The sequence below is a fragment of the Bifidobacterium biavatii DSM 23969 genome (assembly GCF_000741165.1).
Classification (GTDB): Bacteria; Actinomycetota; Actinomycetes; order Actinomycetales; family Bifidobacteriaceae; genus Bifidobacterium; species Bifidobacterium biavatii.
In genome coordinates this window covers 1-13,904 of the sequence record NZ_JGYN01000045.1, presented here as the reverse complement: position 1 = coordinate 13,904, position 13,904 = coordinate 1, and the positions used below count along the sequence as shown (strand labels likewise).

Below are 13,904 nucleotides of genomic sequence, written 5' to 3'. Positions count from 1 at the left end.
CCGGCGGGAGCGGCGGGCGCTGCGGGCGTGGGCGTCAAAAGCATCGCCCTGACCGCCGACGCGTCCGGCAAGATCACCGGAGGCACCCTGACCAAGACCGACAACACCACCGCGGCCATCACCGTCACCACCGCCACCGCCTGACCGTCGAAAGGAGGCAGCGCATGCCATACGAGGACATGGTCGCCAACCCGACGATCGACGCGCAATGGTGGAAGACCGCGGCCCAATCCGTCATCAGACGCTACTGCGGCTGGCACGTCTGCCCTCCGACGGACGAACTGCTCACCGTCGACTCGTACGGCGGACGCACGCTCACCCTGCCGACCAAGCACATCAACTCGGTCGACTCGATCAGCGTGGACGGACAGGACATCCTCGACCAGTGCGACTGGAGCGCGGCCGGCGTCATCCGACTGCGCAACGGTTACTGGCCCGACCGTCCCCGAGCGGTCGCCGTGCAGCTCAACCACGGCTACCCGCCCGAGGACGTGCCGGAAATCCTCGAACTCCTCCGCAACCTCGCCAAACGAGCCCGCACCCAGCCGGGAGTGGCCAGCCAATCCGTCAACGGCGCGTCCGTCAGCTACCTGACCGCGGGCGGCGCGCCGCTCGGCCTGCAGCTCCTCTCCATCGAAAAGGACATGCTCGAACCGTACCGACTCAACTGGGGGCCGCAGTGAACGACGACGAAACCACCACGTTCTTCGACGACTCGCTCGAAGACGACGGCTTCACCATGGCCCACCTGACCGCCATGACCCGACTGCGGGCCAAACCCATCCTGGAAAACGGCGTCGCCTACGACGAGGACTGGTCGGATCCCGACCCGCTCGCCTTCGAGGGCTACATCGCCAGCACGGCCAGCAGCGAAACCGTCGACGGCGACAATCCCAGGGACATGGGCACGACCACCATCAAACAGCTGATCGTGCCCAACCCCAATATCGACATCCGAGAACACGACCGCATCCAGGTCGGCGACGCGATCTACAGGGTGACCGGCATCCCGGCGGACGACACCAACCCGTTCACCGCGTGGCGGCCCACGCTCGTCGCCGACCTCGAAACCGTGCAAGGAGGCAGCTAATGGCCAAAGTGGGCGGCATCGACATCCACTTCAACCAGGGATTCTTCAACACGATCCTCAAGGAACCGGGCGTCGACCAGCTGTGCCGGGAAAAAGCCATGCAGGCGCTCGACATCGCCGCGACGATCGCACCGGTCGACACCGGCGAATACCGCAACAGTCTCGCGGTCGAACACGTCGAATTCCAATACCGCAACGCCTGGCAGGTCACCAACGACTGCGACCACGCCATGGAAGTCGAATCCAAACACCACACGCTCGCCAACGCGATGAGGATGGTCACATGATCCTCATGCCAGCCGACCTCAAACGCTGGACCGTCGCCCATCTCACCGCCCGGCTCGCCGAGCGCGACGTCGACGCGACCGTCACCACGAAAACACCCAAAACGTTCCGCTACCCGCTCGCCCGGCCGCTTATCACCATCGACGAGCTCACGCCCACCAAATACGACCTCGTCCAATACGACCAGTCCATCGCCGTCAACATTCGGGCCGGCACCCGCCAAAACGACCAGGCATGCGACGACCTCGCCAGGCTCATCACCGGGATCCTCACCGATCCGGCCATCAGCCAAGCCGAACACAGTCCCATCACCAGCGTCGAGACCAGCAACGGCCCCTATCCGATCGACGACCCCGCCGACGTGGCACACGCCTACCTCACCGTCGAATACCACTGCGCGGGCGAACCCGCATAACCCAACCAACCAAGAAAGGAAACCAGCATGACAGCAGACGCCGAAGGCAACGACCTGTCCAAAGTCCTCATCCCCATTACCGGTTTCGTAGCCGTCCAGCTCACCGGCACCCCCACCTACGTCGACCCCGACAAAGGCGCCGCCGACCCGCTCGTACTGCCCGAAGGATACGTCAAAGTCGGCCTGATCAAAACCGACGGCGCCCCACAGGACGGCGGCGACAAAGGCGACGACATCGACTTCTGGCAGGACGGCTACAAGCTCGGAGGCGACCGCACCCGCACCCTGCAGATCACCGCCGCCGAATTCAACGAACTCATCATCCAGCTCACCACCGGCAAAACCCCCGACAAGAACGGCATGATCATCGTCGACGGGGACAACGACGCCACCTTCCCCCTCTTCCAGGCCGTCAAATACAAGAACGGCTACACGCGCCGCCGCAACGGCCTCGCCCGCATCCAAACCGTCGAACCCGACCAGGAAACCCGCGGCGAAAACCCCGGCAACGCCATCACCTTCGACTGGATCCGCAACGAAGAATGGGGCGGCTTCTACCGCCAGTGGCTCATCCCGCCCAAGACCACCACAACCACCCCGACCACCCCCAGCACCGGCAAGTAACCCCATCCAACCAAGGCCCGCAGCGCCACCCAGCGCCGCGGGCCTTCCTATACCCACCCAACCCACGAAAGGAACCACATGACCACCACCGACCTCGCCACCATCGACTTCGACAACTGGACCGACCAGCAGGAACAGGACGCCATCAACCAGCTCGCCAAGCAAAGCCGCCCCCGCCACATCATCGGCGGCAACCAGTTCATCGCCGAATTCCCCGACAAGAAACGAGTCACCCTCCCACTCACCCTCAGCCTCGCCGACATCAACGCCATGACCCAAAACAACGAAGACGACGCCGTCCAACAGGTCATCACCCTCCTCGAACGCCTCGGCGACAAGAAAACCGTCGACACCATCACCACCGAACCAGTCGCCAGCATGGCCGCCATCGCCAGCGACTACTTCGAAACCATCCAAAAAATCACCGGCGCAACCATGGGAAAATAACCGACCTCGCCCGATTCATCCGCGACCACCGGCAAACCATCACCGCAACCCTACGCGAAAAATACGGAATCGGCATCAACCAAATCGGCACCCAAATCACCTGGCAAGAAACCGACGACCTCATCACCCAAGCCGCCAAAGACACCAACACACCACTCTGCGCCGAACTCGCCGGCTGGGCCTACCCATCCACCCTCGTCGAACTCCTCCAACTCGCCGCAACCCTGCCCGACAGCAAAACCGCCGACCGCATCATGCCCTGGAACATGAACACCCGCATCAACCGGGCACAAGCCACCCAACAGGAAATCGACCAGGCGCTCGCGGAACTCGACGAGGAAATCATCATCCAATCCATAGATCCATGACGTCAAAGGAGGTACGGGGATGGCAAAGATAGTGGCGACCGCGGCGGCCCGCATCTATCCGATCATGACCGGCTTCAAGAAGTCGGTGCGCAGCGAGATGCAGTCCGCCGGCAGCGAAGGTTCGAAGTCGTTCGCTGATGCGACCAAGGGATTCGGCGCGAAGGCCGGATCCACGCTCGGCAAGGAATTCAAGAACAGCGCCAAGGACGCCACCAAAGGCCTGGGCGACAGTGTCGGCATCAAGCAGCTGCAGAAGGACGTGGCCAGCGCCAGCCAATCCCTCAGCAAGGCTCGCATCGCCCAGGCCAACGCCAGCGCCCAGGCCATCAAGGCCGAGGACGCGTACACGCAGGCCGTGCAGAAGCACGGCGCCGAAAGCGCCCAGGCGAAAGCCGCGGCCGAGAAGCTGACCGCGGCGCAGGAACGCCTCAAGCTCGCCAACATCGCCGTCACCGCCGCGACCGGCAACCTCAAGGTGGCCCAAGAGTCGCTGACCGTAGCGCAGGCCGACGCCGCCAGCAAATCGGCCACGTTGGGGGATCGCCTCAAGAACGCGTTCAATAATTTCAAGACCGGCTTCAACGATCTTGACGCAGGCAGGGCAAAGACCGCTTCGCTGGGCACCGTATTCGGCTCGCTTGCGGGCAGCATCGTCGGATCCTCCTCCACCGCGTCCAACGCGGTCGGCAAGATCACGACCGCCGCCAGCAGCTTCAGCTCCAAGGCCAGCGGCGCGTTCAACAACGTCAAGGGCGTCGCCAAGCAGTTCGCCGACGACGTGTCCTACGGCGTGGGCCAGCGTGTCAACAACGCGGTCGGCAAACTCCCCGACGGCTTCAAGAACGCCGCCAGTCTCATAGGCTCCCATCTCGGCGGCATCAAGGGCGTCGCCAATACCGCGTTCAGTGGTCTCGGCACCATCGCCTCCGGCGCGGCCAACGCGATGGGTTCCGCCGTAGACGCGGCGGCCGGCAAGGTCAAGGACATGGCGTCCAACGCCGCCAGCACCGTCAAGGGCCTGTTCAGCGCCGCGGCGACCGCCGCGACCTTGGGGGCCACAGCCATGGGCGCCGCCGTGATCGGCATAGGCAAGCAGGCACTGGACGCGTACGCCACCTACGAGCAGGCCGTCGGCGGTGTCGACACGCTGTTCAAGGACTCGTCCCAAACCGTGCAGCAGTACGCGGCCGAAGCGTACAAGACCGCCGGCGTGAGCGCGAACGACTACATGAACCAGGTAACGTCGTTCGCCGCCTCCCTAGTCGGCTCATTGGGCGGCGACACCGCCAAGGCCGCCGACATGGGCAACAAGGCGCTGGTCGACATGTCGGACAACGCCAACAAGATGGGCACCGATCTGGGCTCCCTGCAAATGGCGTACCAGGGCTTCGCCAAGGGCAACTTCACCATGCTCGACAATCTGAAGCTCGGCTACGGCGGCACCCAGACCGAAATGCAGCGGCTCATCAAGGACGCCTCCCAGATGACCGACGTGCAGAAGGAACTCGGCGTCACCGTCGACGGTTCGTCCACGAGCTTCGCCAACGTGGTCGCCGCGATCCACGTCATGCAGGCGAATCTCGGCATCGCCGGCACCACCAGCCGCGAAGCCGCGACCACCATCGAAGGCGCGATGGGCATGATGAAGGCGTCGTGGGCGAACTGGCTCACCGAACTGGGCAAAAGCGACGCCGACATGAAGGGATTGACGGCGCAGCTCGTCGAATCCGTCATCACCGTCGCCAAGAACGTGATGCCGCGCGTCGGACAGATCGCCGCAGGCATGCTGTCCGGCGTGGCCGCGGCGATCGGCCAGCTCTCATCCTATTTGCCAGCCGGTATGCAGCAGATGCTGTCCAAGGTCACCGGGGCGCTCGGCAGCGTTTCCAGCGCCATCACCGGCAAAGTCACCACGCTCGTCGAAAGCCTCCAGAACCACGGGCTGGTCGAATCTCTCGCCAAGACCTTCGACTTCGAAGGATCCCCGATCGTTGCGAAACTCGACGGCATCATCACCGCCGCCAAGAATGTGGCCGGAAAACTCCCCGGCGTGTTCTCCGGGGTGGGCACACAGATCGGGCAAACGTTCTCGTCCGTCACAACGATCGTATCCAATGTCTTCTCCGGCATCATCGACGTGGCCTCACAGGTGGCCGGCGCGTTTTCCACGGCATTCTCCGCCAACGGCGGAACGCTTTCCGGGCTGGTCGGTCTGATCAGCACGATCATGAGCCTGGTCAGTCCTCTGGGCCTCGCCAAGCTCGCCTTCGCCAATTTCGGCGACCAGATCAGCGGCATAGCCTCCTCCGTCATCCCAGCGTTGGTCAGCGTGCTCGCCAATTTCGCGGCAATGCTCGGCGGATTGATCGCGTCGCTTATGCCGGTGATCCAATCCGCCATCCAAAGCATTCTGCCGGTGATGGGCCAGATCATCGCCCTGATCGCACAGCTCGCCGCGCAGATGATGCCGTTGATCGTCGACGCGATCAACCAGATATCGATGGTGGTCATACAGTTCATACCGATCATCACGCAGATCGCCCAGCTCGGCGCCCAGCTCATGACCATGCTCATGCCGCTGATCGCCCAGCTCGTCACCGCGCTCATGCCGGTCATCCAACAGATCATGACCGCGGCAATGAACCTGATCACCGCGCTCATGCCCGGCATCAGCGGACTGGTCACCATCATCACCAGCGTGGTCAGCATCGTGATCAGCGGCATCCAAATGATGCTCCCGGTCATCCAAACCATCCTGTCCGTGGCCGTATCCGTCGTTAGCGGCATCGTCGCGGCAATAGGCCTGGTCATCACCACCATCACGAACATCCTCGCGTTCATCACCTCGGCAGTCTCCACCGTCACAGCGGCACTCGGAACCGTCAGCACCATAGTCAGCGGATTCGTTGGGGCGGTAACCGGATTCCTCCAAGTCATGCTCACCGCCATCGGCGGTATTATCGCCACCGTAGTAGCCGTCATATCCGGAGGATTCCAAACAGCCGCTAACGCGATCGGCACCGCAATCAACGCCGCCGGGGCCATCATCTCCGGCTTCTCGGCACTGATCTCCAACGTGTTCCACGCGATCTCCGGCGTCGTCACCGGCGTCGCAGGCGCCATCGGCAACGCCATCCGATCCGCAGCCGGCGTCATGTCCAGCGCATTCTCCGGCATGATCTCCGCCGCCAGCAACATGGCCAGCCGTATCAGCAGCACCATCGGAGCACTCCCCGGCAAAATCGTCAGCTGGTTCGGCAACGCAGGCAACCTGCTCGTCTCAGCCGGACGCGACATCATCAGCGGCCTCTGGAACGGCATCAGCGGCGCAATCGGCGGCCTCTACAGCAACATCCGCAACGCCCTATCCGGCCTCGTCGACAAAGCCAAAAACGCACTCGGCATCCACAGCCCGTCCCGAGTCTTCCGCGACCAAGTCGGCAAACAAATACCCGCCGGCGCAAGCCTCGGCATCAAACAAGGCACACCCGCCATGATCAGCCAAATCGACGACATGACCCGCAAAGCCACCGCCGCAGCCCAAACCGCAGCCCAAACCGTCCAAAACCAATACGAAACCGCACTCACCCCAACAACACCCACCACCACAACACCCAACAACCCCACCACCCAAACCACACCCAACCAACTCACCGAAACCGCCATCACCACCGCCATCATCACCGCACTCACCCAAACCATCCTCAAACTCCAACTCGACCCCAAAACCCTCGCCTACACCCTCGCCCCAGCACTCAACAAAGAACTCGGACGCCTACAGTAAAGGAGCCAACACACCATGAGCCAATACCACCGCTCGCTCCTCCCAGTAGACAACCAAAGCCTCACCCTCAACAACACACCCATCAGCCACTACGGCACATGGCTCACCAACGCCGCCCTCGAAATCGACGCCACCCAACCCACCACCACCATCACCGAAATCCCCGGCCACACACCCATCGACCAAAGCCTCGAAGACGCCATCGGATCCGCCATACCCAACCGCCGAACCATCACCCTCCACCTACGCACCATCGGCGACGAAAACGACGCACTCCAAACCAAAACCAAAATCGGAGCGCTCGCCGGCACCCTCGGCACCATCCGATGGCGAAACCTGCCGGGCGAATACCGTGGCCGCATCACCGTCGGAGCCTGGCAGGACGTGTGGGCATGGGGAGTATGGACCTACGCGGAATGCGACCTGACCATCGACGCCGACCCGTACCTGTACGACCGGCAGCGGTCGAAACCCCTGAAAGCCGGCGACAACCTCGTCCGCGTCGACGGCAACCGCCCCGCATGGCCCACCTACACGCTCACCCCGGCCAACGGGGCGAAATCCATCACCATAGCCGACAAGCACGGCCACCACATCACCATCAACCGCGGGACGGCCATCACCGGCCAAATCATCATCGACACCAGCCAATCCACCGCACGGATAGCCGGCAACCTCGTCCCCGTCACCATCGACAGCGACTACTTCCCGATCCTGCCGAAAACCACCACCATCACCTGCACCAACTGCACCGGCACCATCGCCTACCAGCCACTGACCCTCATCTAGAAAGGACACCACCATGCGCCTCTCCCAATACAGCCGATGGGACGCCTATCTGGGCGAAATCATCCCCATCGGCACGGTGACGCGCACCCGCAACATCGACGGCACCGACAAAATCGAATTCATCACCGACCAGGACGTCGAAAAAGGCGACCGCCTCGTATTCGCCGACTCCATGAACCGAATCCGCGAATACGAAGTCGATACCACCGACGCCAACCGCACCAACGGCACCCCGGCCACCACCGTCACCGCCGTCGACGCCGTCAACGAACTCGCCACCATCCTCATCGAAGACAAACGCAACCGCGACACCACCGCCAGCGGCTGCCTCGCCAAAGCCCTCGAAAACACACGCTGGACCATAGGCACAGTCCAAGCCGGCACCACCACCCAACGAGCCGACCTTGCCTTCTACCACATCAGCGTGCTCGAAGCCCTGCAAAACATCTGCGACACCTACGGCCTCGAACTCGAAACCAGCTACACCGCCAACCAAACCGGCGACGGCATCGGCACCAGAACCATCAGCCTCCTCGAACGACGCGGCACCCCGGACACCGGCAAACGCTTCACCTACGGCAAAGACCTCACCGGCATTCGCCGCACCGTCAACACCGAACGACCCATCACCCGCCTCTACGCCTACGGCAAAGGCGTCGAATCAACCGACGACGACGGCAACAGCACCGGCGGCTACTCGCGCAAAATCACCTTCGCTGACATCAACAACGGCAAACCCTACATCGACGACACCTCCGCGCTTGCCACGTGGGGACTCCCGGATGGGCAAGGCGGACGCCGGCACAGCGAGGGCCAGTACGACAACGGCGACTGCGAGGATCCCAAACAGCTCCTCGCCGAAGCCAAGACATACCTCAAGGAACACAACCACCCGTCCGTCAGCTACGAGGCCGACGTGATCAGCCTGGGCCAAGCCGGATACGACGCCGAAGGCACCGACATCGGCGACGGCGTGCAAATCATCGACACCACTTTCCCCACGCCGCTGCGACTGGAAGGCCGCATCCTCGAAATCGAGGAACACCTCGGAGCCGGCAACGCCGAAACCACCATCACCCTCGGCAACATCATCCAAACCCTCACCGGCAGGCAGGACACCCAACGCCAGCATCTCGACAAGCTCATCAACAGCAGCGGCGCATGGAACAGCGCCGCGGCCGGCAGCGGCCCCTACATCGGCGATCTGATCAACCGCGTCAACGAGATCATGAACGCGACCGGCGGCTACACGTACCTCGTGCCCGGCCAGGGCATCTACGTGTACGACAAGCCACGCGACCAGAACCCGACGCAGTGCATCCAAATCGGCGGCGGCTACTGGCGCATCGCCGACAGCAGGAAAGCGAACGGCGACTGGAACTTCAGATCACTCGCCAACGGCAAGGGCATCTTCGCTGACACGCTCTTCACCGGTCGCCTCGCGGACGCCGCCGGATTGAACTACATCGATCTGGACACCGGCGAGGTCAGTCTCGCGGCCCGCGCGCTGGTCGGCGGCAAGACCGTGCAGCAGTACGCGGACCAGACGCTTTCGGACGCGAACTCGTACACGGACACTGCGAAACAAGCGGCGATCAACGAGGCGAAACGCCAGGCTGACGCCGCCGACGCGGCCAAGCTCGCTGAGGCGAAAACGTACGCCGAAACCAAGGCGGCTGACGCGTTGACCGCGGCGAAGGCGCAGTCCAAGTCGGATAGCGACGCGGCGAAGGCGGCGGCTCAGGCGTATGTGGACGCGCTCGACGAGTCACTAGGCCAGAAAAGCGTGTTCGACCGGTTGACGAACAACGGGGCCACGCAGGGCATCTACCTGCAGGGCGGCCTCCTGTATTTGAACGCCACCTATATGAAGACCGGTGTTTTGGACGCGGCGCTCGTGAAAACCGGCCGGCTGACGGACAAGAAGGGCCTGAACTACATCGATCTGGACACCGGCGAGATTAGCCTGTCTTCACAAACCTCGATCGGCGAGGACACGACGCTGGGCGACCTGTCCACGAAAAGCTACGCCGAGCAGCTCAAGCAGGAAGCCCAAGAGTGGGCTCAGGCGCAGGCTCAGGCCGGCGACAAGGCCACGCTGGATAGTGCGGCTAAGGATGCGACGAGCAAAGCGAACGCGGCTGAGGCGAATGCGAACGCCCACTCGGATGCGGCTGATGCGAAAACCCTCGCCTCGTCGAAAGCGTACGCGGACAGTGGCGACACCACCGTGCTGGCAGCGGCGAAAGCGTTCGCGACGGACGAGTCAAAAAGCGCGGTCGACACGTTCGAGGGCGAGCTGACCCAAACCTACATTTTCAACAAGCTCACCAACAACGGACAGTCCCAAGGCCTCTACCTGCTCGGCGGCAAACTGTACATCAACGCCGAATACATCGACACCGGCATCCTCAAGGGAGGAAACTCCTATTTCAACCTGGACACCGGCAAAATGTACATGGAAAACGGCGTCATCACCAGTGCGACGATCAACACGTCGAAAATCGTGGGCGCGGCCGAGGGATCCACGTTCATCAGTAACGACGGGAACTCATGGCTGAAGTTTGGTCAGTTCACGTCAATCCGAAACGAGATCGGTAGTGGCCAGGCGTTTGGCCTGCAGGTCAAGAGCTCGGATGCTGCGCTGCAGCTCGCGAAGAGCTATCTACAGTTGCTTGTCGATTCGGGTTCCACGTCGAGTCGTGTCGATCTGAGCCCGAGTAAGAGCGCGTTGGTGTACAACAACAGTCACGTGCAGGTCAGTAGTGATGCGATCCGCTTGTTCCTGGACGCGGACTCGTACATTACCATCGCTCAGAATCAGATCACGTTCCAGTCTGGCAGCGGCAACATGTACCTCGACAACAACGGGCTACACGCCTCTATCGCCGGGCTCGACGTCACTATGCCTAAGAGCGGCGTGTACTCGGGTAATACGAACGGGTACGGGGAGATCCGTTTTGCGCACGGATGCGGGTACACGCCGACGGTCGTGGTCAGTATGTCCTACACGAACACCGACGCCGGTATTCATTTCCATCCCGTGGTCCAATCCGTTGACTCGACGTACTGCATGGTGCGATTCGTCCGCAACGATAAGGACGCGTGGGTGTCCGACGTGCAGAAGGTCAGCGTGCAGTGGATCGCCTACTAACCCCCAATCAAACCCTCATCAGAGAAAGGAACACCATCATGGCAGACAATGACAATACCGTGCTCGACCTGCGGCCCGAGGCCGACACGATCAAAGGACACCTGTTGCGTCTCGGTCTGCGCTGGGAGTACACGGACCGGGACGAAACGGAAACATGGGCGGACAGTGACAAAATGCTGCGCGCCGTGTTCGCTACCAAATCCCCCGACTCGGTCGCGTTCACCGATCTGAAGGCCAACACCGTGCGCACGATTCCTGCGGCGGATCTCGCTACTATTACCGAGATTCGCACGTCCACCAGCGATCCGATCGGAGCATGAGCATGGGCATCGAACCGTTGAAGGTCATCGACCGACTCAAGAGCATGATCGCGGACCAGTCGTTGCGTATCGCGATGCTGGAAGCGCAGGTCGAGCAGTTGCAGGCCGCTCAGGCGTCACCGTCTGAGTCGGAGGCTGATGCGGAGGCGGCGGATGGCGAGTCTCGATGATTACCGTACGATCGACCTGACACTCGACAGCGCGAACGATTGGCTGCCGGCGATCCGGTTGAACGCTGGCGACGAACAAGGCCGGAAGCTGCGCGTCGCGGTCACCGACCAGGGCGTGCCCATACCCGCGACCGGGCTCACCGCGTCACTCCAGTACAATCTCAATCCCGGTCAGGATCTGGGTTTCGAGGAACCAATGACCGCGGTCAGCGGTGCCGACACGGCCACGTTCGAAGTCCCAGTGCCGCGCCGCGCACTGTCGAAAGTCGGCCGTGTGGCAATGGGCGTGCGCATCGCCAAAGGCAATACCGCCGTGATGACGCGCACGTTCGACGCGCTCGTGGAACGCGCGGTCTACGACCCGTCGTCCCCGGACGCATCGGATAAGCTCGACGATATTCGCGAGGCGATCGACGACCTGAACGCGAGCATCGACCGAGCCAACAAACTCGCCGCCAGCGTGCAGATCACGATCGGCACCGTCACCACCCTCGACCCCGCCGCCAAAGCCACGGCCACGCTCACGAGCGGCTGGCCGAAAACCCTGAACCTCGGCCTGCCCAAAGGCCACGATGGTGCGAACGCCGACGCGAACGGCGGCATGGTCATCCAGGACACGACCCCGGACAAGCCCGTCCGCGGACAAATCTGGATGAAAACCAACGACGCGAACACACAGATCATCGACATCCAACGCTACGACGGCACGAAGTGGACACCGTACGTGGTCAACACGGCGCGCAGGCAGGTATTCAGCGTGCCCGTCGGCGACAAGGGACGCGCATGGTTCGACCGACGCGGCTGGGACGTGGACTGTTGGGTCACGTTCGAACCATTCACTACCACGTCGATCAGCTCCTCCGCATTGGATAGGCTGCTGGCTCCGCAGATGCCAGGAGTGTTCCCGACCGTGACCGTCGGCCCCGCATTGTCGGTACCGATCGGTGTTTCGATGCCCGCGTTGGACGCGACCGCGATCGGCCCGCAGATGATGCTCCAAATCGCCGACAAACTCGTCCTCACGAGAGTCGACTCGAAGACCGCGATGCCCGCCCTCACCAGCGGGCATTTGTATTACATGCACATCCACTACCGGGCCACCAACGAAATGACCGAGTCGAAGCCCGTGTATTTCACCCAGCTCACCGCCACCGGATCGAGCGTGCTCACGGACATGTACACGTTCACCACCGGTGCGGAAAACAACAGCCCGAGCGTCCTCTACATCATGGACTGAAAGGAGTGATCCCCATGCTAATCGAAAACCTGCTGTCGAATTCGGCGCTCTTGGCGTCGGGCGTGAAACCGTCCCTAGACAATTCGACGATCGAGTGGGCTACTGGCGGCGGTTTCACCGCGAAACCAGTCAACGCAGGTTCCCGCGCGCTGGTCACGTTTACGACCAACAGCCTGCGCGCCGGCGACAAGTTGATCTGCGTGGCCGACCTGACCGTGGCCGGCACCGGTGTAGCCGCCAACTATAACCCGATGATGACCACCGACAGCGCATGGAAAACCCTAGGCTACGGGTACAAGAGTCAGAAGGGCTATTACCAGACGGACGAGGTCGCCGTGCCCGATGATGGGATACTACGCGTCCGTCTGATCATCCCCGAAGTTGCCGACGGCATGCTGACAGTACGGGGAATGGTCCTATGCAAGAAGGAGGAATACATGAAAATCCAAGAACTAAGCCTCGTCACGTTCAACGATCTGACCAATAGCCTGTTCTACAACGGGGGGGTGGGGGGGGAATGTAGAAAACCATCTCGTCCTGCTCGCCGCCATGCTCGCTCTCAGTGGGTGGTGGCGGCATGACGTACATCACGAACTACGCGACGAAACCGGACGGCAGCGCCAAGTTCATCGGACAGTACGCGGTTCCCGTGGATGCGAGCCTGCCTCTGAACACGCCGCTGGTCGTGCGGCTCAGCCTCGACCGTACGACCGAATCGGGCACATTGCGTTACAACTGCATGGACAAGGCGAGCGGAGTGATCACGGACCAGTCGAAAACCGTGACCTTAACCGTCACCCCGACCGCCCTGCGCCCTATCACGCTGAACGCCGTCGAGGGAACCTGGAACCTGACAAACGTGTGCGTGTGCACGAAGACCGCGTGGGACACCATCGTCAGCACACTCCCCGACCAGACATTCAGCGGGGACACGATGCCGCTCACCTGACCTTCGGATTGGGGGTGGCGGCATGATCCACATGGAGAACCTGTACCCCAATCCGTTGTTCGTCGGCTCGGAACCCTCGTCCAATGGCGTCAAGATCACGTACGGCGGTGACGGCACACTTACCCTGACCGGCATCGCCAAGGGCGCGAACACGGTGTACTACCAGCACAACGTGTCACTTAACAGTCGGTCCGCCGGAGTGCCGCTGATCCTGCGCGCTACCGTGGTATGCTCCCACACCCCATATCAGGGTTCGGCCGTTGATCGCCGTC

General features: G+C 62.2%; 16 protein-coding genes. 15 read left to right on the top strand and 1 reads right to left on the bottom strand.

Annotation, left to right across the window (positions count from 1 at the left end):
- Positions 1-164 precede the first annotated feature (164 nt).
- The 6 genes from BBIA_RS12685 to BBIA_RS12660 all read left to right on the top strand — a co-directional run bounded on the left by BBIA_RS12685 (position 165) and on the right by BBIA_RS12660 (position 2,861).
- Positions 165-683 carry an enolase-like domain-containing protein gene (locus tag BBIA_RS12685; RefSeq protein ID WP_033496576.1) on the top strand — a complete coding sequence of 173 codons (519 nt, stop codon included), beginning with the start codon at positions 165-167 and terminating at the stop codon, positions 681-683.
- Positions 680-1,090 (top strand): hypothetical protein, encoded by a 411-nt coding sequence (locus BBIA_RS12680; protein WP_051924083.1) that lies wholly within the window; start codon positions 680-682, stop codon positions 1,088-1,090. Before BBIA_RS12685 ends, BBIA_RS12680 begins: the two co-directional genes overlap by 4 nt.
- The gene (locus tag BBIA_RS12675; protein WP_051924082.1) at positions 1,090-1,377 is read left to right on the top strand and encodes a hypothetical protein; all 288 of its coding nucleotides are present in this window, start codon (positions 1,090-1,092) and stop codon (positions 1,375-1,377) included. Before BBIA_RS12680 ends, BBIA_RS12675 begins: the two co-directional genes overlap by 1 nt.
- Entirely contained in the window at positions 1,374-1,790 is a 417-nt protein-coding gene (locus tag BBIA_RS13605; RefSeq protein ID WP_051924081.1) for a hypothetical protein, read from the top strand. The genes BBIA_RS12675 and BBIA_RS13605 overlap by 4 nt, the downstream gene beginning before the upstream one ends.
- A 27-nt stretch (positions 1,791-1,817) precedes the next feature.
- Positions 1,818-2,414: a hypothetical protein gene (locus tag BBIA_RS12665; RefSeq protein WP_051924080.1), complete on the top strand. Its 597-nt coding sequence runs from the start codon at positions 1,818-1,820 to the stop codon at positions 2,412-2,414.
- Positions 2,415-2,492: 78 nt separating this feature from the next.
- Positions 2,493-2,861, top strand: coding sequence for a hypothetical protein (locus BBIA_RS12660; protein ID WP_033496573.1), 369 nt, complete (start codon positions 2,493-2,495; stop codon positions 2,859-2,861).
- Positions 2,862-2,911: 50 nt separating this feature from the next.
- On the opposite strand, the gene BBIA_RS13600 is transcribed toward BBIA_RS12660, so the two are convergent.
- On the bottom strand, positions 2,912-3,214 hold the full coding sequence (locus BBIA_RS13600; protein ID WP_051924079.1) for a hypothetical protein: 303 nt from the start codon (positions 3,212-3,214) through the stop codon (positions 2,912-2,914).
- Between the two features lie 34 nt (positions 3,215-3,248).
- On the opposite strand from BBIA_RS13600, the gene BBIA_RS13595 reads away from it, so the two are divergent.
- The 9 genes from BBIA_RS13595 to BBIA_RS12615 all read left to right on the top strand — a co-directional run.
- Positions 3,249-7,013: a hypothetical protein gene (locus BBIA_RS13595; protein WP_051924078.1), complete on the top strand. Its 3,765-nt coding sequence runs from the start codon at positions 3,249-3,251 to the stop codon at positions 7,011-7,013.
- A gap of 15 nt (positions 7,014-7,028) precedes the next feature.
- Positions 7,029-7,802 (top strand): phage distal tail protein, encoded by a 774-nt coding sequence (locus tag BBIA_RS12645; protein WP_051924077.1) that lies wholly within the window; start codon positions 7,029-7,031, stop codon positions 7,800-7,802.
- A 13-nt stretch (positions 7,803-7,815) separates the two neighbouring features.
- A complete protein-coding gene (locus BBIA_RS13590; protein ID WP_051924076.1) occupies positions 7,816-10,956 on the top strand; it encodes a phage tail spike protein in 3,141 nt (1,046 codons plus the stop codon).
- A gap of 38 nt (positions 10,957-10,994) precedes the next feature.
- The gene (locus tag BBIA_RS12635) at positions 10,995-11,276 is read left to right on the top strand and encodes a hypothetical protein (RefSeq protein WP_033496823.1); all 282 of its coding nucleotides are present in this window, start codon (positions 10,995-10,997) and stop codon (positions 11,274-11,276) included.
- Between the two features lie 2 nt (positions 11,277-11,278).
- Complete coding sequence (locus BBIA_RS14360) at positions 11,279-11,446, top strand: hypothetical protein (protein ID WP_156103699.1); 168 nt, start codon at positions 11,279-11,281, stop codon at positions 11,444-11,446.
- Positions 11,430-12,683 carry a BppU family phage baseplate upper protein gene (locus BBIA_RS13585; protein WP_051924075.1) on the top strand — a complete coding sequence of 418 codons (1,254 nt, stop codon included), beginning with the start codon at positions 11,430-11,432 and terminating at the stop codon, positions 12,681-12,683. Before BBIA_RS14360 ends, BBIA_RS13585 begins: the two co-directional genes overlap by 17 nt.
- A 14-nt stretch (positions 12,684-12,697) precedes the next feature.
- Entirely contained in the window at positions 12,698-13,264 is a 567-nt protein-coding gene (locus tag BBIA_RS12625; protein WP_033496702.1) for a hypothetical protein, read from the top strand.
- Positions 13,261-13,632, top strand: coding sequence for a hypothetical protein (locus tag BBIA_RS12620; RefSeq protein WP_033496701.1), 372 nt, complete (start codon positions 13,261-13,263; stop codon positions 13,630-13,632). The genes BBIA_RS12625 and BBIA_RS12620 overlap by 4 nt, the downstream gene beginning before the upstream one ends.
- A gap of 22 nt (positions 13,633-13,654) precedes the next feature.
- Positions 13,655-13,904: hypothetical protein (locus BBIA_RS12615; RefSeq protein WP_035138504.1), on the top strand; the 250-nt coding region annotated here is incomplete at its 3' end.